23 protein-coding genes, 1 other RNA gene and 1 pseudogene are annotated in these 24,384 nt (G+C 58.0%); 17 read left to right on the forward strand and 8 right to left on the reverse strand.

The features are described 5' to 3' along the window. The first annotated feature begins 129 nt into the window (after nucleotides 1-129). Both GNG27_RS05510 and GNG27_RS05515 read left to right on the forward strand, forming a co-directional pair. Nucleotides 130-498: a helix-hairpin-helix domain-containing protein gene (locus GNG27_RS05510; protein WP_142488440.1), complete on the forward strand. Its 369-nt coding sequence runs from the start codon at nucleotides 130-132 to the stop codon at nucleotides 496-498. A 96-nt stretch (nucleotides 499-594) separates the two neighbouring features. Then, a complete protein-coding gene (locus GNG27_RS05515) occupies nucleotides 595-993 on the forward strand; it encodes a YbgC/FadM family acyl-CoA thioesterase (protein WP_156263093.1) in 399 nt (132 codons plus the stop codon). Between the two features lie 54 nt (nucleotides 994-1,047). On the opposite strand, the gene queC is transcribed toward GNG27_RS05515, so the two are convergent. Both queC and GNG27_RS05525 read right to left on the reverse strand, forming a co-directional pair. After that, nucleotides 1,048-1,743 (reverse strand): 7-cyano-7-deazaguanine synthase QueC, encoded by a 696-nt coding sequence (queC, locus tag GNG27_RS05520; RefSeq protein ID WP_142488442.1) that lies wholly within the window; start codon nucleotides 1,741-1,743, stop codon nucleotides 1,048-1,050. A 66-nt stretch (nucleotides 1,744-1,809) separates the two neighbouring features. Continuing rightward, nucleotides 1,810-3,510, reverse strand: coding sequence for an SgrR family transcriptional regulator (locus GNG27_RS05525; protein ID WP_156263094.1), 1,701 nt, complete (start codon nucleotides 3,508-3,510; stop codon nucleotides 1,810-1,812). A gap of 102 nt (nucleotides 3,511-3,612) precedes the next feature. Between GNG27_RS05525 and cof the strand changes: the two genes are divergently transcribed. Then, nucleotides 3,613-4,431 (forward strand): HMP-PP phosphatase, encoded by an 819-nt coding sequence (gene cof / locus GNG27_RS05530; RefSeq protein ID WP_142488444.1) that lies wholly within the window; start codon nucleotides 3,613-3,615, stop codon nucleotides 4,429-4,431. Between the two features lie 40 nt (nucleotides 4,432-4,471). On the opposite strand, the gene GNG27_RS05535 is transcribed toward cof, so the two are convergent. Then, a complete protein-coding gene (locus GNG27_RS05535) occupies nucleotides 4,472-5,518 on the reverse strand; it encodes a PLP-dependent cysteine synthase family protein (protein ID WP_156263095.1) in 1,047 nt (348 codons plus the stop codon). Nucleotides 5,519-5,633: 115 nt separating this feature from the next. On the opposite strand from GNG27_RS05535, the gene GNG27_RS05540 reads away from it, so the two are divergent. The 5 genes from GNG27_RS05540 (at nucleotide 5,634) to amtB (ending at nucleotide 11,533) form a co-directional block, all read left to right on the forward strand. After that, on the forward strand, nucleotides 5,634-6,092 hold the full coding sequence (locus GNG27_RS05540) for an Lrp/AsnC family transcriptional regulator (RefSeq protein WP_197090565.1): 459 nt from the start codon (nucleotides 5,634-5,636) through the stop codon (nucleotides 6,090-6,092). Between the two features lie 42 nt (nucleotides 6,093-6,134). After that, a complete protein-coding gene (locus tag GNG27_RS05545; RefSeq protein WP_156263097.1) occupies nucleotides 6,135-7,907 on the forward strand; it encodes a SmdA family multidrug ABC transporter permease/ATP-binding protein in 1,773 nt (590 codons plus the stop codon). Continuing rightward, nucleotides 7,900-9,678: a SmdB family multidrug efflux ABC transporter permease/ATP-binding protein gene (locus GNG27_RS05550; protein WP_142488448.1), complete on the forward strand. Its 1,779-nt coding sequence runs from the start codon at nucleotides 7,900-7,902 to the stop codon at nucleotides 9,676-9,678. The genes GNG27_RS05545 and GNG27_RS05550 overlap by 8 nt, the downstream gene beginning before the upstream one ends. A gap of 196 nt (nucleotides 9,679-9,874) precedes the next feature. Then, nucleotides 9,875-10,213, forward strand: coding sequence for a P-II family nitrogen regulator (gene glnK / locus GNG27_RS05555; RefSeq protein ID WP_142488449.1), 339 nt, complete (start codon nucleotides 9,875-9,877; stop codon nucleotides 10,211-10,213). A 33-nt stretch (nucleotides 10,214-10,246) separates the two neighbouring features. After that, the gene (gene amtB, locus GNG27_RS05560; RefSeq protein ID WP_142488450.1) at nucleotides 10,247-11,533 is read left to right on the forward strand and encodes an ammonium transporter AmtB; all 1,287 of its coding nucleotides are present in this window, start codon (nucleotides 10,247-10,249) and stop codon (nucleotides 11,531-11,533) included. A 95-nt stretch (nucleotides 11,534-11,628) separates the two neighbouring features. Here the strand turns inward: amtB and tesB are convergent, their stop codons facing one another. Further along, nucleotides 11,629-12,489 (reverse strand): acyl-CoA thioesterase II, encoded by an 861-nt coding sequence (tesB, locus tag GNG27_RS05565; RefSeq protein ID WP_106992157.1) that lies wholly within the window; start codon nucleotides 12,487-12,489, stop codon nucleotides 11,629-11,631. 208 nt (nucleotides 12,490-12,697) lie between these two features. On the opposite strand from tesB, the gene GNG27_RS05570 reads away from it, so the two are divergent. Then, entirely contained in the window at nucleotides 12,698-13,267 is a 570-nt protein-coding gene (locus tag GNG27_RS05570) for a YbaY family lipoprotein (protein ID WP_156263098.1), read from the forward strand. 33 nt (nucleotides 13,268-13,300) lie between these two features. Here GNG27_RS05570 and GNG27_RS05575 read toward each other — a convergent pair. Further along, nucleotides 13,301-13,624, reverse strand: a pseudogene (locus tag GNG27_RS05575) (MGMT family protein); the annotation flags it as partial. 166 nt (nucleotides 13,625-13,790) lie between these two features. On the opposite strand from GNG27_RS05575, the gene ffs reads away from it, so the two are divergent. The 3 genes from ffs (at nucleotide 13,791) to GNG27_RS05590 (ending at nucleotide 14,659) form a co-directional block, all read left to right on the forward strand. Further along, nucleotides 13,791-13,887, forward strand: an RNA gene (gene ffs, locus GNG27_RS05580) — signal recognition particle sRNA small type. Between the two features lie 305 nt (nucleotides 13,888-14,192). Then, nucleotides 14,193-14,444: a hypothetical protein gene (locus GNG27_RS05585; RefSeq protein WP_142488453.1), complete on the forward strand. Its 252-nt coding sequence runs from the start codon at nucleotides 14,193-14,195 to the stop codon at nucleotides 14,442-14,444. Continuing rightward, nucleotides 14,441-14,659: a hypothetical protein gene (locus GNG27_RS05590; RefSeq protein ID WP_142488454.1), complete on the forward strand. Its 219-nt coding sequence runs from the start codon at nucleotides 14,441-14,443 to the stop codon at nucleotides 14,657-14,659. The genes GNG27_RS05585 and GNG27_RS05590 overlap by 4 nt, the downstream gene beginning before the upstream one ends. A gap of 145 nt (nucleotides 14,660-14,804) precedes the next feature. Here GNG27_RS05590 and GNG27_RS05595 read toward each other — a convergent pair whose 3' ends face one another. Continuing rightward, the gene (locus tag GNG27_RS05595) at nucleotides 14,805-16,226 is read right to left on the reverse strand and encodes a PLP-dependent aminotransferase family protein (RefSeq protein ID WP_156263099.1); all 1,422 of its coding nucleotides are present in this window, start codon (nucleotides 16,224-16,226) and stop codon (nucleotides 14,805-14,807) included. A gap of 84 nt (nucleotides 16,227-16,310) precedes the next feature. Between GNG27_RS05595 and GNG27_RS05600 the strand changes: the two genes are divergently transcribed. From GNG27_RS05600 to GNG27_RS05615, 4 genes are all read left to right on the forward strand, one after another. After that, nucleotides 16,311-16,919: a YitT family protein gene (locus GNG27_RS05600; RefSeq protein WP_156263100.1), complete on the forward strand. Its 609-nt coding sequence runs from the start codon at nucleotides 16,311-16,313 to the stop codon at nucleotides 16,917-16,919. Between the two features lie 76 nt (nucleotides 16,920-16,995). Further along, the gene (locus GNG27_RS05605) at nucleotides 16,996-18,069 is read left to right on the forward strand and encodes a LacI family DNA-binding transcriptional regulator (RefSeq protein ID WP_142488457.1); all 1,074 of its coding nucleotides are present in this window, start codon (nucleotides 16,996-16,998) and stop codon (nucleotides 18,067-18,069) included. A 103-nt stretch (nucleotides 18,070-18,172) separates the two neighbouring features. Then, nucleotides 18,173-21,259, forward strand: coding sequence for a beta-galactosidase (locus GNG27_RS05610; protein ID WP_156263101.1), 3,087 nt, complete (start codon nucleotides 18,173-18,175; stop codon nucleotides 21,257-21,259). A 59-nt stretch (nucleotides 21,260-21,318) separates the two neighbouring features. Continuing rightward, nucleotides 21,319-21,672, forward strand: a complete 354-nt coding sequence (locus GNG27_RS05615; RefSeq protein ID WP_142488459.1) for a DUF1428 domain-containing protein — start codon at nucleotides 21,319-21,321, stop codon at nucleotides 21,670-21,672. A gap of 32 nt (nucleotides 21,673-21,704) precedes the next feature. Here the strand turns inward: GNG27_RS05615 and GNG27_RS05620 are convergent, their stop codons facing one another. Next, a complete protein-coding gene (locus GNG27_RS05620; RefSeq protein WP_156263102.1) occupies nucleotides 21,705-23,273 on the reverse strand; it encodes an EAL domain-containing protein in 1,569 nt (522 codons plus the stop codon). Nucleotides 23,274-23,466: 193 nt separating this feature from the next. Here GNG27_RS05620 and ykgO point away from each other — a divergent pair, with 193 nt between their 5' ends. After that, the gene (ykgO, locus tag GNG27_RS05625; RefSeq protein ID WP_142488461.1) at nucleotides 23,467-23,607 is read left to right on the forward strand and encodes a type B 50S ribosomal protein L36; all 141 of its coding nucleotides are present in this window, start codon (nucleotides 23,467-23,469) and stop codon (nucleotides 23,605-23,607) included. 59 nt (nucleotides 23,608-23,666) lie between these two features. Here ykgO and GNG27_RS05630 read toward each other — a convergent pair whose 3' ends face one another. Next, nucleotides 23,667-24,131 (reverse strand): YlaC family protein, encoded by a 465-nt coding sequence (locus tag GNG27_RS05630; protein ID WP_142488462.1) that lies wholly within the window; start codon nucleotides 24,129-24,131, stop codon nucleotides 23,667-23,669. Between the last annotated feature and the right edge of the window lie 253 nt (nucleotides 24,132-24,384).

Raw genomic sequence — 24,384 nt, forward strand, 5'->3', positions numbered from 1 at the left:
TTTGAGCAACGTACTGCAACACTAAAAGGCCGCTTTCGCGGCCTTTTCCATTTCTGCAATCTGCTGTTTGTCCCGCAAAAGCGGCCCGTTTATGGTGAGTGGGCTGTCAACAAACAAGGAGAAAACAGCATGAAACCTGGAATCAAAGCCCTTTTTATTACGCTTGCCCTTGCGTCTGCAGGAATGAGCCACTGCGCGCTGGCGGCGACACCAGCCGCCAAAACGCAGGCCGCACAAGGCAAGTCTGATGCGCCACCCCTCGCCACATCACCCCAGCAGTCGAAAGCGGCGGAAGCGGAGAAGGGGCGGATCAGCATCAATTCTGCCTCGGCGGAGGCGCTGGCGCGGGTGATGAACGGCGTGGGGCTGAAGAAAGCCCAGGCGATCGTCAGCTACCGTGAAGAATACGGCCCGTTTAAAACCCTCGACGATCTCAAGCAGGTGCCCGGCATGGGCGGAGCGCTGGTGGAGCGTAACCTTGCGTATTTGACGCTGTAATCACTTGCACAGTGGCAAAAATTTGCCAGGATAAAGAGGTCATACCAGTTATGACCTCTGAATCTTATAAATAACAACTCTTAAGGCTATTGCGCTATGCAGACCCAAATCAAAGTACGCGGCTACCACCTTGATGTTTATCAACACGTTAATAACGCTCGTTATCTTGAGTTTCTCGAAGAGGCGCGCTGGGAAGGGCTGGAAAACAGCGACAGCTTTCAGTGGATGACCGAGCGGCGTATCGCCTTTGTGGTGGCGAACATTAACATTAACTATCGCCGTCCCGCAGTCCTCAGCGATCTCCTCACCGTCACCAGCCAGCTACAACAGCTGAACGGTAAAAGTGGAGTGTTGAGTCAGGTAGTAACTCTCGAGCCGGAAGGGCAGGTGGTGGCAGATGCGTTAATTACCTTTGTTTGCATTGATCTAAAAACGCAAAAAGCGCTGCCGCTGGAAGGAGAGTTACGTGAGAAGCTGGAGCTGTTAATCAAATAACGCCGCTTCTGATGCCGGGTGAAGCGGAGACTTCCCCCGGCAGACTGGCCCGGATCAGTTAAGACCGGTTTTCTTTTTCAGGGCTGCCATCACTCCGGCTTTATCGGCCAGATAGTGGTTCAGACCGTTGGCACGCAGGTTACAGGCAGCGCACTGGCCACAGCCATCGCCCTGAATGCCGTTGTAGCAGGTCAGCGTTTCGTTACGTATCAGCTCCAGCTTGCCCCAGTAATCGGCCAGCGCCCAGGTCTCGGCTTTATCGAGCCACATCAGCGGCGTTTCGAAGCGGATATCTTTGGCCATCCCCAGATTCACGGCATGGTTAAGGGCTTTCACAAACTCGTCGCGGCAGTCCGGGTAACCGGAAAAGTCGGTTTCGCACACGCCGGTAATGATCGCCTCGGCTTTCACCTGGTAAGCGTAGATGGCAGTCAGGGTCAGGAAGAGAATATTACGTCCCGGCACGAAGGTATTCGGGATCCCTTCGGCATCCGGTTCGTAATCCGGCACCGGAATGCTGTCGCGGGTGAGGCTGCTCACCGCCAGTTCGTTGAGCAGGGTGACATCCAGAACCTTATGCGCCCGTGCACCGAGTTTCACCGCCAGTTTCTGCGCGACCTCAATTTCTTCGCTATGGCGCTGACCATAGTCAAAAGTCACACAGTGGACTTCATCATATTGCTGCAGAGCCTGAACCAGACAGGTCGTGGAGTCCTGACCTCCACTGAACACGACAACGGCACGTTTCATAAATCTTCCCAACTTGGACGGTTAAAAACCTATGGTAACGTCTGCCCGTGGCGGCGACCAGCTTCTTCACGTTTTCGGGGCCGGTAGCCAGGCCTCGGTAAAATCAAACCAGCCGCGCGGATTCAGGCGGATGCCGTTTACCCCCGGCGGGGCGCTGATTTGATACTGATAGTTAAAGAGCGGCGTCAGGACGGCACGCTCCATCAATTGGGAGAACACCTCTTTCAACGCCAGATGGCGCGCTGCGGCGTCGGGCAGAACCTGAACCGCATCCAGGGTTGCCATCAGATGCGCAAACTGCGGGGCGCTGAGCAGGTGCGGCCAGAGAGTATCGCAGCGCAACCACTGCTCCAGGGTATATTCCGGGGCCTCGCCAATCAACCTGTCGCCCATCATGATATCGGCATCCGGCAGTGCAGTGCAGCCATCCCAGGTTTTCGCGTCATGAAAAATCACCGTCAGCTGACAGCCTTCATGGGCCAGATAGCGTTTAAGCTGCTCCGCCATGGTGTGTAACTCCACCGGCAGGTGGTAAATCAGGGTGAGCGCCGTCGGCAGAGCGGTGGTGTTCGCCTGCGGCCACTGTGGGATTGACCAGCCCGGCAGCAACTCCTGGGTTGGGGTAATGAGATTCTCGTCCAGCGGCAGCGTATGCAGCAGCGAGGTGTGATGAATGATGTCGATCAGCCTGCGGGCCTGCGCCTCGCTTAATCTGTCGCTCTGCTTCAGCGTGAGAAAGCAAAAACCAAGGCTGATGCTGTTACTGACCAGCCGCAGACTGGCAAGCTCCTCCGGCTCGCCAATGGCGATCTGCACTGGATGACGGCAGCTGGTGCCTAAATCCTGGGCAAAAAGCTGGGGAGTGATCCAGTATTCAATCGCTTTCAGCAGCGGATGTCCCAGATGATATTGCTCGTGGCTTTCCAGCCGGACCAGATCCGCATCGAAGATCGCCAGCCGAAACGGCCCGCTCCCCGTCAGGGGCTGTTCGGGGTGGGCAAGACGGCTACAGTAGCTTGCCAGGCGATGCGCCAGCCAGTGATCCGGCTGATGTAACACGAAGGTCAGGCACTGGGGGTGGGTCACCTCAATCTGTTTGACGCTGTTAAACAGTTTACGCAGCGCGGGCAGGGTGAGCAGTCGTGCCAGCTGGCTCTGTAGCTGGGCCGCCTCGACTTTGTCACCGTTATGCCAGTGCAGCGTGGAGCGAATGTAGAAGTGCCAGCGTAATCCATCAGCGGCGATCTCCCAGTGATGTGCCAGGTCGCCCCCCGGCTCGCTGCTGGTGTCGTTGAACCGCGTCAGGCCGGAAAAGATCTGCCCGACCAGATGCTGCTCGGCACGTCCGGGTAAAAAGCCCGGATAGAGCGGATCGAGTGGCCGGTAATAGGGAATGCGTAACGTCGGGGTGTTGTTCTCCCACTGCCCACCGAGAAAAGGATGCAGCAGGGCGCGCAGCGCCTGGGGTGCCAGCTGGGCCAGTTCCAGGGCATTGTGCTGCTGGCCGTTTTTCAGCGCCTGTTCCATCATCGTATTGCGCAATGATTCCGGCGTGACGTGAAAGCGCAGCTCGCCGCGCTTACCGCGCCCGGACTGGGCCTGCCAGCTTAGCCAGCCCGCCTCCTGGGCCTGACGCAAGAGCGTACGCACGTGTCGTTCACTGCAAAAACAGCGGCTGGCCAGTTCAGCCACGCTCACCTGCTGTGGCGAACCGGCTGAGGGTTGCCACAGCCGTTGGTACTGATTAAGTCGATTGAGCTGGCGCATAGGAAACCCGGAACAATAATTTTTATCTATTCAGTATTACTTCCGTATATATCACGCAATACTGATGCACAAGTTAACCCCCTCACATTTTTCGGAGTTCCCATGGCGCGGCTGGCTGCATTTGATATGGACGGCACCTTGTTAATGCCGGACCACCGTTTAGGCGACAAGACGCTGAGCGTGCTTAAGCGGCTGCACGAGCGCGACATTACGCTCACTTTTGCCACGGGCCGACATGTGCTGGAGATGCGCCACCTGATGGGCGCGCTCTGCCTTGATGCCTTTTTGATTACCGGCAACGGGACGCGCATTCACTCTCTGGAGGGGGAGGTGCTCTATCGTCAGGATCTCGCCCCGGATGTGGCGGAGCAGGTGCTGCACACCACCTGGGATACCCAGGCCAGCATTCATGTGTTTAACGACACCGGCTGGCTGACCGGAAAGGAAATCCCGGCACTGCTGGAGGCGCACGTCTACAGCGGCTTCCAGTATCAGCTGACCGATCTGCGCCGTATTCCGGCCCATGCGGTGACCAAAATCTGTTTTTGTGGCGATCACGACGATCTGTGCCGCCTGCGCATCCAGCTTAACGAGGCGTTGGGGAGTCGCGCGCATCTCACCTTCTCGGCGATCGATTGTCTGGAAGTGCTGCCGGTCGGGTGCAACAAAGGTTCTGCCCTGGCGGTGCTGAGCGATCATCTTGGCTTAACGTTGCAGGAGTGTATGGCGTTTGGCGATGCGATGAACGATCGCGAGATGCTGGGCAGCGTGGGCCGCGGCCTGATTATGGGCAATGCGATGCCACAACTGATCGCTGAGCTCTCGCATTTACCGGTTATCGGACACTGCCGCAACGAGGCCGTGTCCCATTTCTTAACCCATTGGCTGGATACACCTGATCTTCCTTATTCCCCCGAATAGTGAGACCCTTCCAGCAAGCCAGACGAGAGTCTGGCTTTTTTTATTTTACCAGCCGGGTAATCTCCGCCAGCCACGGCGTCACGTCGCCAATGTTGGTCTGCACCCACTCTGCGTTGTAGTAGGTATCCAGATAGCGCTCGCCGCTGTCGCATAACAGCGTAACGATGGAGCCGGTTTGTCCTGCCTCCCGCATCCGCGCGGCCAGCTGCAACGCGCCCCACATATTGGTCCCGGTAGAGGCCCCAACCTTCCGGCCAAGCTGCGTTTCCAGCCAGTGGGCGGTGGCGACGCTGGCGGCATCCGGCACGCGGAGCATCTCGTCCACTACGTCAGGGATAAACGACGGCTCGACGCGCGGGCGGCCAATCCCTTCGATTTTGCTGCCCACCGGGCTGCGCAGGGCAGGGTCGCGCTGCTGCCAGTAATCGAGAAACACCGAGTTCTGCGGATCCACCACCATCAGGCGGGTATCGTAGCCCTGGCAACGAATATAGCGGCCAATGGTGGCCGAGGTGCCGCCGGTCCCGGCGCTCATCACGATATGGGCCGGCACCGGATGAGGCTCATTTTGCATCTGGCGGAAAATACTGTCGGCAATGTTGTTATTGCCGCGCCAGTCCGTTGCCCGCTCCGCATAAGTAAACTGATCCATATAGTGACCGTTCAGCTCCCGGGCCAGCATCTCTGAGGCGGCATAAATTTCGCAGGCGCTTTCAACAAAGTGGCAGCGGCCGCCGTAAAATTCGATCTGTTCGATTTTGCGTTTTGCCGTACAGGAAGGCATAACGGCGATAAACGGCAGGCCGAGCAGGCGGGCAAACCAGGCTTCCGAGACGGCAGTGGACCCCGAAGAGGATTCGATGATTGTCGAGTCTTCTTTGATCCATCCATTACATAGCCCGTAAATGAACAACGAGCGTGCCAGACGGTGCTTCAGGCTGCCGGTCGGGTGGGTGCTTTCGTCTTTCAGATAGAGCTGAATACCGGCAAAACCCGGCAGGGTCAGGCGAATGAGGTGTGTGTCCGCCGATCGCTGATAATCGGCGTTAATTTCACTGATGGCGTTTTTAACCCAGGCGCTATTCATCTCGATAATCCGTTTGTCATTTTGTGCCCAGCATAGCGAAAAGCACAGAAAAAATTGTTGCTATCTGGCCTTTAAAATAGAATGTAAGGAGAAAAATTTTCTCTGGAGGGTGGATATGCTAGATAAAATTGACCGTAAGCTGCTGTCCTTACTTCAAAGCGACTGCACCCTCTCTTTGCAGGCGCTGGCGGATGCCGTTAATCTGACCACCACGCCCTGCTGGAAACGCCTTAAGCGACTCGAAGACGAAGGCATCCTGCTGGGACGCGTGGCGCTGCTCAATCCTGAAAAACTGGGGCTTGGACTGACCGCGTTTGTTCTGATAAAAACGCAGCACCACAGCAGCGACTGGTACTGCGGATTCGTCAGCGTAGTATCGGAGATGCCGGAAGTGCTGGGCTTCTGGCGGATGGCGGGCGAATACGACTACCTGATGCGCGTTCAGGTGGCGGATATGAAACGCTATGATGATTTCTATAAACGGCTGGTCAACAGCGTGCCAGGTCTGTCGAATGTCACCTCCAGCTTTGCGATGGAACAGATAAAATACACCACCGCCTTACCCATTGAATAACTTCCCGGCCCTGCCGGAATACGATCCTCAGGAAAAGACCGCGTGCGATTATTTGCTCAGTTAAGCTGGTACTTCCGCCGGGAGTGGCAACGCTATCTCGGTGCAGTGGCCCTGCTTATTATCATTGCCGTTCTGCAGCTCATCCCGCCGAAAGTGGTGGGCTATGTCGTGGATGGCGTAACGGAACAGCATTACACCACCGCACGGGTGATGATGTGGATCGGCACCCTGGTGCTGACGGCGGTGGTGGTCTATCTGCTGCGCTATGTCTGGCGCGTGCTGCTGTTCGGGGCCTCCTACCAGCTGGCGGTGGAACTGCGGGAGGATTTTTACCGCCAGCTCAGCCGCCAGCATCCGGAATTTTATCTACGCCACCGCACCGGGGACCTGATCGCCCGCGCCACTAACGATGTGGACCGCGTGGTCTTTGCCGCCGGGGAGGGCGTACTGACCCTGGTGGACTCGCTGGTGATGGGCTGCGCAGTGCTGATTGTGATGTCCACGCAGATCAGCTGGCAGCTGACGCTGCTGACCCTGTTGCCAATGCCCATTATGGCGCTGGCGATCAAACGCTACGGCGACCAGCTGCATGAACGCTTCAAGCTGGCGCAGGCGGCCTTCTCCTCGCTCAACGACCGTACCCAGGAGAGCCTGACCAGCATCCGGATGATCAAAGCCTTCGGCCTGGAAGATCGCCAGTCGGCGCTGTTTGCCGCCGATGCCGCGGATACCGGGGCTAAAAACCTGCGCGTCGCCCGCATCGACGCCCGCTTTGATCCGACGATCTATATCGCCATTGGCACCGCCAACCTGCTGGCGATTGGCGGTGGCAGCTGGATGGTGATTAACGGTTCGCTGACCCTCGGCCAGCTGACCAGCTTTGCCATGTATCTGGGGCTGATGATCTGGCCGATGCTGGCCCTGGCCTGGATGTTTAATATCGTCGAGCGCGGCAGCGCGGCCTACAGCCGGATCCGCGCTATGCTTGCCGAAGCGCCAGTGGTCAACGATGGCAGCGAACGTGTGCCGGAGGGACGCGGCGAGCTGAAGGTTGCTATCCGCGCCTTTAGCTACCCGCACACGGAGCAGGCGACGCTCGAAAACGTCAGCTTCAGGCTGCAACCCGGACAGATGTTGGGCATCTGTGGCCCAACGGGCGCCGGAAAAAGCACTATCCTGTCGCTGATCCAGCGCCACTTTGATATTGACCAGGGCGAGATCCGTTTCCACGACATCCCGCTGCCGCAGCTGCAGCTGGATAGCTGGCGCAGCCGGCTGGCGGTAGTGAGCCAGACGCCGTTCCTCTTCTCCGACACTGTCGCCAACAATATTGCGCTGGGTTGCCCGCAGGCGACCCGGGAAGCGATCGAGCACGTCGCCCGTCTCGCCAGCGTGCATGAGGATATTCTGCGCCTGCCCCAGGGCTATGAAACCGAAGTGGGCGAGCGCGGCGTGATGCTCTCGGGCGGGCAGAAACAGCGTATCTCCATTGCCCGCGCGCTGCTGCTCAATGCCGAGATCCTGATCCTCGACGATGCCCTTTCCGCCGTCGACGGCCGCACCGAACATCAGATCCTGCATAACCTGCGCCAGTGGGGGGAAGGGCGTACGGTAATTATCAGCGCCCATCGTCTGTCGGCGCTGACCGAGGCGAGTGAGATTCTGGTGATGCAGCACGGGCATATTGCCCAGCGCGGGCAGCATGAACAGCTGGCGGACCAGCCGGGATGGTATCGCGATATGTATCGCTATCAACAACTGGAAGCGGCGCTGGATGACGTGCCGGACATAAACGAGGAGGCCGCCGATGCGTAGTTTTTCCCAGCTGTGGCCGACCCTTAAACGCCTGCTGGCGTATGGCTCGCCGTGGCGCAAACCCCTCTCGCTGGCGGTGGTGTTGCTGTGGATTGCGGCGATCGCCGAAGTGACCGGCCCGCTGCTGATCAGCTATTTCATCGACAATATGGTGGCAAAGAACTATCTCCCGCTCGGCCTGGTGACCGGGCTGGCTGTGGCCTATGTTGGCTTGCAACTGCTTGCGGCCGGATTGCACTATGCCCAGTCGCTGCTGTTTAACCAGGCCGCCGTTGGGGTGGTACAGCAACTGCGTACCGACGTAATGGATGCCGCCCTGCGTCAGCCGCTGAGCGAATTCGATACCCAGCCCGTCGGGCAGATCATCTCCCGCGTCACCAACGATACGGAAGTGATCCGCGATCTCTATGTCACGGTGGTCGCCACGGTGCTGCGCAGCGCCGCCCTTGTCGGCGCCATGCTGGTGGCGATGTTCAGCCTCGAGTGGCGCATGGCGCTGGTGGCGATGGCCATCTTCCCGGCGGTGATGATTGTGATGATTATCTACCAGCGCTACAGCACGCCGATTGTCCGTCGCGTGCGGGCTTATCTGGCGGATATCAACGATGGCTTCAACGAAGTTATCAACGGCATGAGCGTTATCCAGCAGTTCCGCCAGCAGGAGCGCTTTGGCGAGCGGATGGGCGAGGCCAGCCGCTCCCACTATATGGCCCGCATGCAGACCCTGCGGCTGGATGGTTTTCTCCTGCGCCCGCTGCTCAGCCTGTTCTCGGCACTGGTGCTGTGCGGACTGCTGATGCAGTTTGGTTTTGCCGCTGGCGGCACCATTGAGGTCGGCGTGCTCTATGCCTTTATCAGCTATCTGGGCCGTCTTAACGAGCCGCTGATCGAGCTGACCACCCAGCAGTCGATGCTGCAACAGGCGGTGGTTGCCGGCGAGCGCGTCTTTGAGCTGATGGATCGTCCGCGTCAGGCCTACGGTCATGACAATCGCGACCTGCAAAGCGGCACCATTGAGTTTGATAAGGTCTCTTTCGCCTATCGCGACGATCGGCTGGTGTTGCAGGATATCGATCTGAAGGTCCCCTCCCGGAGCTTTGTGGCGCTGGTAGGCCATACCGGCAGCGGTAAAAGTACCCTCGCCAGCCTGCTGATGGGGTACTACCCGCTCACCGAAGGGGAAATTCGCCTCGACGGGCGTCCGCTCTCGACCCTGAGCCACGCCGCGCTGCGTAAAGGAGTGGCGATGGTGCAGCAGGATCCGGTGGTGCTGGCCGATACCTTCTTCGCCAACGTCACGCTCGGGCGGCCGTTTAACGAGGAGCAGGTTTGGGACGTGCTGGAGAAAGTGCAGCTGGCAGAACTGGCGCGTGGCCTGCATGACGGCATTCACACCCGCCTCGGCGAGCAGGGGAATAACCTCTCCGTGGGGCAAAAACAGCTGCTGGCCCTGGCGCGGGTGCTGATTGATACGCCGCAGGTGCTGATCCTCGATGAAGCCACGGCCAGCATTGACTCCGGCACCGAGCAGGCGATCCAGCAGGCGCTGACCGCGGTACGTGAACACACTACGCTGGTGGTGATCGCCCACCGCCTGTCGACCATTGTTGAGGCGGATACCATTCTGGTGCTTCATCGCGGCCAGGCGGTTGAGCGCGGTACCCATAAGCAACTGCTTGAGGCGAAAGGGCGTTACTGGCAGATGTATCAGCTGCAACTGGCCGGTGAAGAGCTGGCCGCCAGCACGCGCGAAGAGTCGCTCAGCGCCTGATGCACTAAAATTAAGCAACCTGCCAGCCGCTGAATCGGTTGGTGCAAAAATGAAACGCATCATGCACTGTCATGGTGCGTTTTTTTTCGCCTTCTCTACGCCACGCCTCGTCCCCCCTCTCTTTTCAATTCTGGCACACCACTTGCAATACCTAATCCGTTCGCGAGCCATTACCGAATTCTGACTGGAGAGATATATGAAGCTGGTTACCGTGGTCATCAAACCATTCAAGCTCGAAGACGTGCGTGAAGCACTCTCTTCAATGGGTATTCAGGGACTGACCGTCACCGAGGTGAAAGGCTTTGGGCGACAGAAAGGTCATGCGGAGCTGTACCGTGGCGCCGAGTATAGCGTCAACTTCCTGCCAAAAGTGAAGATTGACGTGGCGATCGCCGACGATCAGCTGGATGACGTTATCGACGTGATTAGCAAAGCAGCCTACACCGGCAAAATTGGCGACGGCAAAATTTTCGTTGCTGAGCTGCAACGCGTTATTCGCATTCGTACAGGCGAAGCCGACGAAGCGGCACTGTAAAAAATCAGGCACACAGTGATAGGGATCGAGAAAATGAACACAACAACATTCAAAGCAGGTCTGGGGTCTCTGGCACTGCTGCCGGGGCTGGCAATGGCTGCACCAGCGGTGGCAGACAAAGCCGATAACGCCTTTATGATGATTTGCACCGCGCTGGTGCTGTTTATGACTATTCCGGGGATTGCGCTGTTTTACGGCGGCCTGATCCGCGGCAAAAACGTCCTCTCCATGCTCACTCAGGTGACGGTGACCTTCGCCCTGGTGTGCGTCCTGTGGGTGGTTTACGGCTACTCGCTGGCCTTCGGTGAAGGTAACGCCTTCTTCGGCAGCTTCAACTGGGCGATGCTGAAAAATATCGAGCTGACCGCGGTGATGGGCAGCTTCTATCAGTACATCCACGTGGCGTTCCAGGGCTCGTTCGCCTGTATCACCGTCGGGCTGATTGTCGGGGCGCTGGCGGAACGTATTCGCTTCTCCGCGGTGCTGATCTTCGTCGTGGTATGGCTGACGCTCTCCTATGTGCCGGTGGCGCATATGGTCTGGGGCGGCGGTCTGCTGGGCTCACATGGCGCGCTGGACTTTGCGGGCGGTACCGTGGTTCACATCAACGCCGCAGTGGCGGGCCTGGTGGGGGCATACCTGATCGGTAAACGCGTCGGTTTTGGCAAAGAGGCCTTCAAACCGCATAACCTGCCGATGGTCTTTACCGGCACCGCAATCCTTTACTTCGGCTGGTTTGGCTTTAACGCCGGTTCCGCCAGTGCAGCCAACGAAATTGCGGCGCTGGCCTTCGTGAACACCGTTGTGGCCACGGCGGGCGCTATCCTCTCGTGGATCTTTGGCGAGTGGGCGGTACGCGGTAAACCATCCCTGCTGGGTGCCTGTTCCGGTGCCATTGCCGGTCTGGTTGGCATCACCCCGGCCTGTGGTTTTGTCGGTGTCGGCGGTGCGCTGATCATCGGTATCGTCGCGGGTCTGGCCGGTCTGTGGGGCGTCACTGCGCTGAAACGTGTGCTGCGTGTGGACGATCCTTGTGATGTCTTTGGCGTGCACGGCGTGTGTGGCATCATCGGCTGTATCATGACCGGTTTCTTCGCCTCTACCTCACTGGGCGGCGTCGGCTACGCAGAAGGCGTGACCATGGGACATCAGGTTCTGGTTCAGCTGGAAAGTATCGCCATCACGGTGGTCTGGTCGGGCGTAGTGGCCTTTATCGGCTACAAACTGGCGGACATGACGGTGGGTCTGCGCGTGCCGGAAGAGCAGGAGCGTGAAGGTCTGGACGTCAACAGCCACGGCGAGAATGCGTATAACGCGTGATGAGAGGTATTGCCCGGTGGCGCTACGCTTACCGGGCTTACGGATTATGCTTTTGAAGGCCGGGTAAGGCGAAGCCGCCGCCCGGCTTTTTCACATCATCCTCGATTACGCATCACCCCTTCCTGCACGGTAGAAGCCACCAGCACGCCGTCCTGCGTATAGAACTCACCGCGAACAAACCCACGGGCGCTCGACGCCGACGTGCTCTCCACGCTGTACAGCAGCCAGTCGTTCATATCGAACGGACGGTGGAACCACATCGAGTGGTCGATAGTGGCAACCTGCATCCCTTTTTCAAGGAAACCTACGCCGTGCGGTTGCAGCGCGACCGGCAGGAAGTTGAAATCGGACGCGTAACCCAGCAGATACTGATGGACGCGGAAATCTTCCGGCACCGTCCCGTTGGCGCGGATCCAGACCTGACGCGCCGGCTCGGCGGTATGGCCCTTCATCGGGTTATGGAACTCAACCGGGCGGATCTCCAGCGGTTTGTCGCAGAGAAACTTCTCTTTCACCTGCGGGGGCAGCAGATGCGCCAGCGCGCGGGCAATATCCGTTTCAGACTTTAATTCGTCCGGTGCCGGGGCAGGGGGCATCGTTTTCTGATGCTCATAGCCCGGCTCCGGTGCCTGGAACGACGCCGTCATATAGAAGATCGGCTTACCGTTCTGCACCGCGGCCACGCGGCGGGCGCTGAAGCTGTTGCCGTCACGCAGGACTTCTACGTCATAAACGATTGGTTTCTGGCTGTCGCCAGGGCGCAAAAAGTAGCTGTGAAAGGAGTGCACAAAGCGTTCCGCAGGTACTGTCTCTTTAGCTGCGTAGAGGGCTTGCCCCACAACCTGACCGCCGAATACCTGGCGCAAGCCCAGATCTTCGCTTTGTCCCCGAAAGAGTCCTTCTTCAATTTTTTCCAGGTTTAATAATGTCAGCAGATTGCCTAGTGCCTGACTCATAGTCGTCCTCAATTAAAACGCCGTGGCGAAAGATAGGCAGAGTATAACGCAGAAATGGAAGTGGTCCGATGGGTGCAATAATCTGAATAACAGGGAGATTCCAGGCATAAATAATTGATGTGTGCCACACTTACTCTCGTTAACCTGGTATTAACCACTCATCTGGCGGTATCGATCCCGCTGGTGCATTGATGATAAGGAGAACTCAATGAAACTCGTGCACGCGTTAAGTGGTTTAGCGGTAGCGGTTGCTCTCTCTGCCTGTGCAGATAAAAGTGCAGACATCCAGACGCCAGCGCCAAACCCAAACACTGCTGCCGTGGCGGCTCAACCGACCATTCAGCAGCCAAATGTTTCCGGGACCATCTGGATCCGTCAGAAAGTGGCTTTGCCGCCGGATGCGGTATTAACCGTCACCCTGTCTGATGCCTCTCTGGCAGACTCACCGTCGAAAGTACTGGCGCAGCAGGCGACCCGTACCGAAGGTAAACAGGCTCCGTTCAAGTTTGAACTGCCGTTTAACCCGGCGGACGTGCAGCCTAACGCGCGTATTCTGCTGAGTGCCGCGATCACCATTAACGATAAGGTCGTACTGGTGACCGATATCGTGAAACCGGTGATTAATCAGGGCGGGACCAAAGCCGATCTGGTGCTGGTGCCGGTACAGCAGACCGAGTTGCCGTTACAGCCTGGCGGCGGTGCGCCCACGACCGTACCTTCCACTTCGCCAACTCAGGTGAGCCCGTCTACGGCCACCCCGGCACCTACCCAGCTTTAATGTCGCCAGCCCCTCTCGCCTGAGAGGGGCTGTTTAATACCGCCAGCGGTATTGCTGCAAATCAATCTCACCGCTACCTGATACCTGTACCCCTTCGCTGAGCAAGGCCTGACGCTGACGCTGTAAATCAGGGCCGGTTAAGGAGATCGCCCCGTGGCGGTTCACCACCCGATGCCAGGGCAGGGTACTGCCTTCCGGTAGCCGTTTAAGTACGCCGCCCACCTGCCGTGCAGCGCGTGGAGAACCTGCCAGGCGTGCTACTTCGCCATAGGTGGTGACGCTACCTTCGGGAATTGAGGCTACTATCTGCCAGACCCGCTGAGGAAAAGAGTCGTGCTCATCCATTTTTTGCTCCTGTGTTGAGAGCATAATAAAGATTACCCGGCAAGACAGGAAGAAAGCGTGCACTCTGTAAACGCTTTGCGCAATAAACCATCACCCGGACGCCGTTAACTTGCAATTGCTATCTGGTACAGTGATAATGCGCCAGCGCGTTGGTTAACAACGCTCTCAATGGGGGCTCTGTTGGTTCTCCCGCAACGCTACTCTGTTCACCAGGTCAGGTCCGGAAGGAAGCAGCCAGGGCAGACGACGTGTGTGCCGGGATGTAGCTGGCAGGGCCCCCACCCATTTCTGCCTTCCGCAAAATTTTTCGTCTTCTCCCATCATTCAGCACTTTCATGCCACAGGCCCAACTTCTTTTCGTTTACCCATAGCAACCCTAAGCACATTATATATTTCTGAACTGACCTGTTTATTTCGTTAATTGTCATCATACTGAAATGTGGTTGTCATTATTCTGTCATAAATGTTGTGCAGGGTAAGTGTGACATTTTTATGATATATAAGCAGGCAATATATATCTGGATAATAATGATAACTTCGTGTATTAATTTAACAAATTGATGTCAAGGACGTAGCCACCATGACCACTGCCGTGCTGAATGTAAAAATCGACGAAGCGCTGAAAGAGAAGCTTCGTCATTACGCAGAAGTGAACAATGAGAATCTCAGCGTTACCACAGAGAAACTGCTGCAAATGGCCTTTGCTGTAGCAGACGAGGCGGGAGTAACGGAAGAGGATATCGACAATCAACATACGGAAGAAGAGAACGTAGCACCTTTTACTCCTAAAGAAATCAAAGCATTAAGAAAAATTCTGAAGAAGAAAAAATGAAACAATATCAGCAATCCACCGCCAGCAGCTACTCGGAAGCCTGCACGCTTCTGCGCTCTGGCTATGTCAAACATGTCCGCCTGGGCTGGGATGTTGGCAGTGATGAGTTCTTTCGAATTGCGTCTGACTGGTGTGATACCGGCGCAAAAATAAAGAAAGAAGGCGATAGTTTTGTTATTTCCCTGAAAGGTTTCCCTATTCCTGCTCAGCACTGACTTCTTTCCTGCTGAAAATGTCTGACTGTAACTATTACAGTCAGACATTTTTAAATCGTCGTTTTTACGCCGTTATTTGTGCGCCCGCTCACTTCTTCCCGGTAATAAATGTCGCTGTTACAGTCGCTCCTTTGCAGGCAGACGATTATACCAGGGGGCGTTTTAACTCTTGTCCGCTTTCATTCAGCGCCAGCCACAGCGGCTTGATCCGCACCAGCGCGCTTTCCAGCTCCGCCGGCTCCAGCGAAAAGGGCATCCGCAGATAGCGATCAAAGGCCCCGGAAAGACCGAAGCGCGTACCGGTTCCCAGATGAATACCTGCCGCTTCGGCGCGGGTAGCCAGTTGGGTGGCTAACATATCCGGCAGCTCCACCCAGTAGGAGAGCCCACCTTCCGGGATCTGGAAACGCCACTGGGGAAAATGTTCCCTCAGTAACGTCGCACAGCGATCGCGGTGTTCACGCAGCATTTGACGCCGTGCCGGTAAAAATGCGTCGCCGTTCTCAATCAACCACAGGGTTGCCAGCTGCTCCAGCAGCGGAGAGCCGAGATCGAGGGTATCGCGGGTTTGCGCCAGGGTTGCGATAGTGCGCGCCGGGGCGCGAATCCAGCCCAGACGCAGGCCTCCCCAGAAACTTTTTCCCGCTGAGCCCAGCGTAATGACATTGCCGTTCGGGCAGAAGGCCGCCAGCGGCGGCGGTGGGGGAGCGTCGAACCAGAGATCGGCCATGGTTTCATCCACCACCAGCGTGGTGCGGGCCCGGGCAGCAATGGCGGCAATGGCCTCACGGCTGGCCGCGTCCATGCAGCGGCCGGTGGGATTGTGAAAGTCCGGCATCAGGTACGCCAGGCGAGGCGCGGTCTGGGCGAGGGTGGCGGCAAAGCCGTCGATATCCCAGCTGGTCTGCGGCAGCGACACACCAACTGGCCGGCAGGATGCGCCCTGAATGGCGGCGATAGCCAGCGGGTAGGTAGGGTGATCCACCACCACCCTGTCGCCGGGTCCGGTGAACATCCGCAGCACCAGCGCCAGCCCGCTGACCGCGCCGTTAACTACCATCACCTCTTCCGCCCGGGTAGGCAGTCCTCGTGCCCTGTAGCGCGCGGCAATGGCCTCGCGCAGCGCCAGCAAACCCAGCTGGTCGTAGCCGGTTTGCGTCAGATGCTGCGTAATAGCGGTCAGGGCGTGGGTATAGGCCTGATGGATCTCCGGTCCGGCGCCCAGTGCAGCGGTGGAGAGATCCAGCGCCGCGCTGGCATTGGCGCGGGTCGGGGGCGTGCGGCTGTCGGGCAGGATCACCCGGGATCCGCTGCCATGGCGACTTTCGAGATAGCCTTCATCGCGCAGATGCGCAAGCGCGCTGCTGACGGTGGTACGGCTCACCTCCAGGGTTAAGGCCAGCTCGCGCTCGCCCGGCAGGCGCGTATCCAGCGCCAGCCTGCCGTCGAGGATCAGCAGGCGTAACGCATCGGCCAGCTGACGCCACAGCGGGGTACGGGAGGGCTCCTGCTGCCAGTGGCCCAACAGGCGAACTAATGACTGGCTTCCAAATCGACGCGATGACATAAGCAGTCCACTTTTTCAAAACTGGACATTAATCATAGTGCCATTTCAGGTAATGATGAAAGCACCGCTAACCGGAGAAAGATCATGTTGCGTCGATTACTTCAGCTTTACGTCGGATTAAGCCTGTATGGCCTGTCAACGGCGATGTTTATACGATCGGATCTGGGGGCCGATCCCTGGAATGTCTTCCACCTCGGGGTGGCAAAACTGCTGGCCATGGATATTGGCACCGTCATCATTCTGACCGGCGTGCTGGTGCTGCTGCTGTGGATCCCGCTGCGACTGCGCCCGGGTCTCGGCACCATCAGTAACGTGATTGCCATTGGCCTGGCGGCCGACATCGCACTGACGTTTATTCCGGCTATCGACTCACTGGTGGCGCGCAGCCTGTTACTGGTGAGCGCGGTAATCGTCAATGCGCTGGCGACGGGCATGTACATTGGCGCCGGGTTTGGCGCCGGGCCGCGCGACGGCCTGATGACCGGGATCAACGCCCGTACCGGCTGGTCGGTACGCAGCGTGCGCACGGCGATTGAGGTTTCAGTCCTGCTGTTTGGCTGGGTGCTGGGAGGCACTTTTGGTGTGGGAACCGTGCTGTATGCCTTAAGCATCGGCCCGCTGATCCAGATTTGTCTGCCGTGGTTTCGTCGGAAGCCGCGCCTCTTAGCTCCGCAGCCTGAGCGCGTTGTCTGATTTTGCGAAGCGCTCACATGCTTTACGCGATGGGTTATGACAGAATACGCGCATCAGTCATTGCAACGCGACGCGCATGAAAGCCATAACCCTTTACGATGTTGCCCGCCTGGCGGGCGTTTCCTATCAAACCGTCTCGCGGGTCATTAATGATGCGGCGCATGTCTCCGCCCGGACCCGGGAAAAAGTGCTCCAGGCGATGGCCGAATTGCACTATGTCCCCAACCGCGGGGCTCAGCAGCTGGCGGGAAAGCGCACCCGCACCCTGGGGCTGATCACCACCGACCTGGCCCTGCATGCCCCCTCGCAGATTGCCTCGGCGGTCAAGACCCGCGCAGGCGAGCGCGGGGCGAGCGTGCTGATCTCCATGGTCGAAAATCCGCAGCAGTGTCTTGCGGCAGTGCAGGAGCTGCTGGCGCAGCGCGTGGAGGGTCTGCTGGTCAACGTACCGCTGGAGGACGAGCTGGCAGAAAGTTTGCAGGCGCAGGCCGCCCCGGTACCGGTGTTATTTCTTGATGTCTCGCCCACCGCCCGGGTGCACAGCCTGGTGTTTGATGCCGAACAGGGCGCAACGCTCGGCGCGCATCATCTGCTGGCGCTGGGCCATCAGCGGATCGCCCTGCTCGGTGGGCCACGAAGTTCCGTTTCGGCGCGTGCCCGTCTTGCGGGCTGGCTGTCCACTCTGGAGGCGGCTGGGGTAGAGCCCTGCGCCATCGCCCAGGGCGACTGGAGCGCTGCCTCGGGTTACGAGAAAGGCCATCAGCTGTTGGCCGGTGCCACACTCCCGCAGGCGATTCTGGTGGCAAACGATCAGATGGCGCTCGGCGTGATGCGTGCCTGCGCCGAAAAAGGCATTACCGTGCCGGGCCAGCTCTCGGTGGTAGGGTTTGACGATACCACCGACAGCGCGTGGTTCACCCCGCCACTGACCACCGTTCGCCAGGCCTTTCGCGAGGCAGGGCTGCGCAGCGTGGAGTGGCTGCTGGGGCAGCAGGGTCACGCCGGGCAGGAGCCCGCACAAACCCGTCTCCCTGTCACCCTGGTCGAACGACACTCCACCGCCCGGGAAGGGATCCCACAGGGGAGTGAAGATCTCGCTCAGCAGCTAAAATCCCTGGCCCTGCTGGCTGAACAGCTGGCGCGCCGTTAACGCTTTTGTGATCGCCATCGCTTCATGACGCTCTCCTGCTTTACCCTGTCCTCCAGGCAGGGCATTGTAATAAAAATTGTGAGCGCTTCGCAAAGAGGTAATTATGTCCCATCCCGCTCCGCTGATTCTCAGCACTCTGCTTGCCCGTCGTGACTGGGAAAACCCCGGCGTCACCCAATGGAATCGACTCCCTGCCCACGTGCCCCTCAGCGGCTGGGGCGACGAGCAGACTGCGCGGGAGGAGGGCGACTCCTCCTCCATCCGCTCGCTGAACGGCGACTGGCAGTTCAGCTTCTTTGCCGCGCCGGAACAGGTTCCCGATAGCTGGACGCAGGAAGATTGCGCTGATGCGGTCGTGATGCCTGTTCCCTCCAACTGGCAGATGCAGGGCTTTGACACTCCGATCTACACCAACGTCACCTATCCCATCGCGGTCAATCCACCGTTCGTACCGGCAGAGAACCCGACTGGTTGTTACTCGCTCACATTCGACATGGATGCCAGCTGGCTGGAGAGTGGGCAGACGCGCCTGGTGTTTGAGGGCGTTAATTCCGCGTTTTACCTGTGGTGCAACGGGCAGTGGGTGGGCTATTCCCAGGACAGCCGTCTGCCTGCGGAGTTTGACGTTTCCTCGTTCCTGCGCGTGGGCAGCAACCGCCTGGCGGTGATGGTGCTTCGCTGGTGCGACGGCAGCTACCTTGAAGATCAGGACATGTGGCGCATGAGCGGCATCTTCCGGGATGTGACCCTGCTGCACAAACCTGACACCCACATTGCCGATTACCATGTCGTGACCGAGCTGAACGCCGATTACGACCGCGCCCAATTGCAGCTGGCGCTGACCCTCGGTGGGGCCGACTACAAGGACTGCGAGGTCAGCGTCAATCTTTGGCGGGCAGGGGAGTGTATCGCCAGCACCACCGGCACGCCTGGCTCGGCCATTGTCGACGAGCGTGGCCACTGGCAGGAGAGGGTGAATGTCTCTCTGAAGGTGGATCAACCTGCGCTGTGGAGCGCGGAGATCCCCGCCCTGTACCGCTTAACCCTTGTGCTGCGCGACGGGCAGGGCCAGGTGCTGGACGTTGAAGCCTGCGACGTCGGTTTCCGCCGGGTCGAAATTAGCAACGGACTGTTGAAGCTTAACGGTAAGCCGCTGCTGATCCGGGGCGTGAACCGTCACGAACATCACCCTGAGCGCGGGCAGGTGATGGATGAAGCCACCATGCGCCGCGACATTGAGCTGATGAAGCAGCACAACTTTAATGCCGTCCGCTGCTCGCACTACCCTAACCACCCTCTCTGGTATCGCCTGTGCGACCGCTACGGGCTGTACGTGGTGGATGAGGCCAACATCGAAACCCACGGCATGGTACCGATGAGCCGTCTGGCTGACGATCCCCGTTGGCTGCCTGCCATGAGCGAGCGCGTCACCCGTATGGTGCAGCGCGACCGCAATCACCCGTCGATCATTATCTGGTCACTGGGTAATGAGTCCGGTCACGGGGCCAGTCATGATGCCCTTTACCACTGGGTGAAGGCGACCGATCCCACCCGTCCGGTACAGTATGAGGGGGGCGGGGCCAATACGGCTGCCACCGATATCGTCTGTCCGATGTATGCCCGCGTCGATCAGGATCAGCCCTTCCCGGCGGTACCGAAATGGTCACTTAAAAAGTGGATCGGTATGCCGGATGAGACACGTCCGCTGATCCTCTGCGAATATGCCCACGCGATGGGCAACAGCTTTGGCGGATTCGCTAAATACTGGGACGCTTTCCGCAAACATCCTCGCCTGCAGGGCGGTTTTGTGTGGGACTGGGTGGACCAGGCCCTGACGAAGCATGACGAACAGGGCAACCCCTTCTGGGCCTACGGCGGCGATTTTGGCGATAAACCTAACGACCGACAGTTCTGTCTGAACGGGCTGGTCTTCCCCGACCGCACGCCGCATCCGGCCCTGTATGAGGCCCAGCGCGCGCAGCAGTTTTTCACTTTTACCCTGATCAGCCACTCGCCGCTGGTGATAGAGGTGCACAGTGACTATCTCTTCCGTCAGACCGATAACGAGCAGCTGCGTTGGTCGGTGATGCGTGATGGCGAGGTGCTGGCTTCTGATGTGGTGGTGCTCAATATCGCGGCGCAAAGTACACAACGGCTGGAGATCGCGCTGCCGCAGTGGGCGGCGGCCCCGGGCGAACTGTGGCTGAACGTTGAGGTATTCCAGCCCGCGGCCACGCCGTGGTCTGCGGAAAATCATCTCTGCGCCTGGGATCAATGGTCGCTTCCCGCCCCGTTACTCATTGCTCCGCCGAAAGTTGCCGGGTTAACCCCTCAGCTCACGCGTGAAGATGATGCGTTGGTAGTCACCCATCAGCAGCAGCGCTGGCAGTTTAACCGCGCCAGCGGCGACCTGACCCAGTGGTGGCGCGAAGGGGAGGCGACGCTGCTCGCGCCGCTGACCGACAACTTTACCCGCGCTCCGCTGGATAACGATATCGGCGTCAGCGAAGCGACCCGTATCGATCCGAATGCCTGGGTGGAACGCTGGAAGGCGGCCGGGATGTACAGCCTGTCGCCACGCCTGCTGCAGTGCGACGGCGAGCAGCTGGAGCAGGCAGTGGTCATCACCACCCTGCATGCCTGGGAGTACGACAACCAGGTGCTGTTCCTGAGCCGAAAATGCTGGCGCATCGATAACCATGGCGTGCTGCATGGCGATGTTGAGGTGCAGGTGGCAAGCGATATGCCGGAGCCCGCGCGTATCGGGCTGACCTGTCAGCTGGCGCAGGCACCGCAAACGGTGAACTGGAGTGGGCTCGGTCCCTGTGAGAACTACCCGGATCGCAAGCTTGCCGCCCGCCAGGGACGCTGGGAACTGCCGCTGGCGGCGTTGCATACTCCTTACATTTTCCCAACCGAAAACGGCCTGCGCTGCGATACCCGCCAGCTGAAGCTGGGGCAGCATCAGCTCGATGGCAACTTCCACTTCGGGGTGAGTCGCTATAGCCAGACGCAGCTGCGCGAGACTACCCATCACCATCTGTTACGGGAAGAGCCCGGCTGCTGGCTGAACCTGGATGCGTTTCATATGGGCGTCGGGGGCGATGACTCCTGGAGCCCCAGCGTGTCGCCGGAGTTTATCCTGCAGGGGAAAAAGGTGCGTTACGCCTTTAGCTGGCAACAGAACTAAACTTAATCGCTGATGCGGCCACACCATGTGGCCGCACATTCACTTCGGAGGTTTATCTGATGAAGTATGTCGATGGTTTTGTGGTTGCCGTTCCTGCGAATAATAAGGAGGCTTATCGCGAGATGGCAGCGAAAGCCGCGCCGCTGTTTAAGGAGTTTGGCGCGCTTCGCATCGTAGAGTGTTGGGCAGATGATGTACCCGACGGCAAATTAACGGACTTTCGCCTGGCAGTGAAGGCGGAAGAGAACGAAGAAGTGGTCTTCAGCTGGATCGAATATCCTTCAAAAGCGGTTCGCGACGAAGCGAATCAGAAGATGATGAACGATCCCAGAATGAAAGAATTTGGCGAATCGATGCCGTTTGACGGTAAACGGATGATTTATGGCGGCTTCTCGCCGCTGCTGGACGAATAGGCGTGGTGCCCGGCGGCACTTCCCGCCGGGCGTTATTCGTGTGATTCCGGGTCGAGATTCTGTTCAGCCCACTGAATAAATGCCTCTTTTGGCAGCGCCTTACTGTAAAACCAACCCTGACCGTACTGCACACCGTGGCGGCGCAGCCAGGTCAGCTGACCTTCGGTTTCAATCCCTTCCGCCACCATCGCCAGATTGAGCGATCGGGCCATCTCAATGATATGCGGCGTCACGTTTTTATACTCCAGCGCGTCGACGAATGATTTATCAATTTTCAGGGTATCGATGTCCAGATCCTGCAGGTAGCTGAGACTTGAGTAGCCGGTGCCGAAATCGTCAATATAGATAGAGTGTCCTGCGCGCCGGAACCCGGCAATGGCGGGGGCACTGACGGTGGGGTCGGCAAAACCCCGCTCGGTAAGCTCCAGCGCAATCTGCGACGGCGGAAGCTGCCATTGATTCAGAAGACGGCTCAATAGCGGGGGCACTGCACCCGAGATCAAATCCGTGGGGGCAAGGTTAATCGAGATATGCTGGTCCGGATGCTGGCGTAGCCATTCGCCCATCTCCTCAAACACTTTTTCAACGATCAGGGCGGTTAACTGATTTATCAGGCCCGTCTGCTCCGCCAGAGAGACGAAAATATCGGGAGACAGATAGCTGCCGTCCTGCTGTGGCCAGCGGGCGAGCGCTTCCGCTCCGGTCAGTCTGCCACTGTTCAGCGCGACAATTGGCTGAAAATGGACCTGGAATTCCCGGGCATTGATAGCATCCTGCAGGCGATGCCGGGGAGATTGCAGGCGGCGTAACACGCGCAAGACAAACCATGCCGTCAACAAACTGATCAACACGCCAAAAGGCAGCCAGAAATAGAGCTGGTGATGCCAGCTCTCTTTTAACGGCTTCAGGGAAGCCCACGCCACGATGGCAAACCCCAGGTCGGGCACATTATGCACATCATACATAGCGCCGTTATGTTGGAAGTGCGAGCTGCCATTGCGCTGCATTTCATTGAACACCTGCATATCCAGGCTGTTACTGCTGGCGAAAACAATATTTCGACGGATACCCACCAGCGCAACGTCGATCGGCCAGGATCCAAAGGGGATCACGTCGATCAGCGAGGCGGGGTCGATCATCACGATATAGTGGCCTGTACCAATGGCGGCCATATAACGTTTAAGATTCAGATCGTTGTGCGAGGTAACCCAGGCCCGATAGCCGTCGGGGGTGATGCGTAATGCTGGCGGAAAGGGGGCGGCGTGGCTCTCCTGTTCCAGGGAGGAACAGCGTGGCTTGAGATCGTCAACGTAGATCACTTCCTGGATATAGCGCCAGGAGAAAGAGGCGCGGCGCATTACCAGCGCATGTTCGCGACTACAGGGAATGCCTTTGAAGGATTGCATTTCGTTCAGAGCGGATTTGGCCTGGGTAATCACTCTGTCGGTACGGATCTGGACACGGGCAGAGTAATCGTTCAGGTCATCAACAAACTTATCTTCCGCATTACGATGCGCCAGCCAGACGCTCAGGCAGACAGGAACAAGCACTGCAATAATCAGTACGCAGGTCACCACACTAACCAGGTGTCGGGTTGTCATGCTCCTGTTTCCTTTTTATAACGCCGGGCGTGGGGCGCACAAGTCGATGACATTAAAACGGAAAGCTATGCTGAAGTGTAGAACTATTTTAGATGAGTTTACGTGCCGCTTATCCGCCCTGAGTTGTTTTTCCACCGCCACTCGGATATGCTAATTGTTATGTTATAACAAATCATATTTGTAAGGGGTAAACATGCAGGTTCTTAATTCATTGCGCAGCGCAAAACAACGTCATGCGGATTGTCAGATCGTCAAACGTAAGGGGCGGCTGTATGTGATATGCAAATCCAATCCGCGCTTCAAGGCGGTGCAGGGGCGTAAGAAGAAACGGTAGGCCAGAACAGGGAGCCTGCCGCTAACAGCGAGGCTGTCGGCGGCAGGTCAGAGCGGACTTCAGGCAGCCACGCGGGCAAGGGTAAAGACGTCGTAGAAAGAGAGTTCGCCTTTGGTGGCGATCATTTTTTGCAGTTTCTCTTTTTGCTGGGATTCAACCTGAGGTGAATGCAGGATGCTGTCGATCAGCTGGTTGGGCACATAGCGCGTGTTGTACCACTCACCGTTGTAGCAGACGCGAAAATCGAGCACATCAATATCTTCATAGCGGTAGCGCGGATTAACGTCGAAGAAGAAGAAGGCGTTAAAGACGACGAATAATACCACCAGGAGCCAGACGGAACCGATCAGCGTGTCCGACTGCAGCATCACCACCAGCGTTGCCAGCCAGGCGGCATACATGGCAACAAAGAGGCCCGGATGTTTGCGAATAAAGCTGATGCTAAAGCGCGGTTTGTTGTCACGCTTTTCGCGTACATTGAGGTCATCAATGGTCTCGGTAAGCAGGCGTTGTATCTCGGTCATCTTCTGCCCTTTCTCAAATCAACTTAAAACGGGGGATCCGTGTATTTTAAGTGACCACAATGTTTGTGGAAAGTAACAGTTACGCTAAGAAAAAACATAACAGTTGCCAGGAAAGGGCGGGTCAGATAATGCGGTGGATCTCTTCGGTATGACGCAGCGTCTCCGCTGGGCGATAAAACGGTCGCCCATCCGGGTGAGGAACTGCATGCTGGTGGTCTAAAACAGCGTCTAAACGTCTAATGCGGTGTGATGT

Source organism: Leclercia sp. 119287, from assembly GCF_009734485.1.
GTDB classification, from domain to species: Bacteria; Pseudomonadota; Gammaproteobacteria; order Enterobacterales; family Enterobacteriaceae; genus Enterobacter; species Enterobacter adecarboxylatus_C.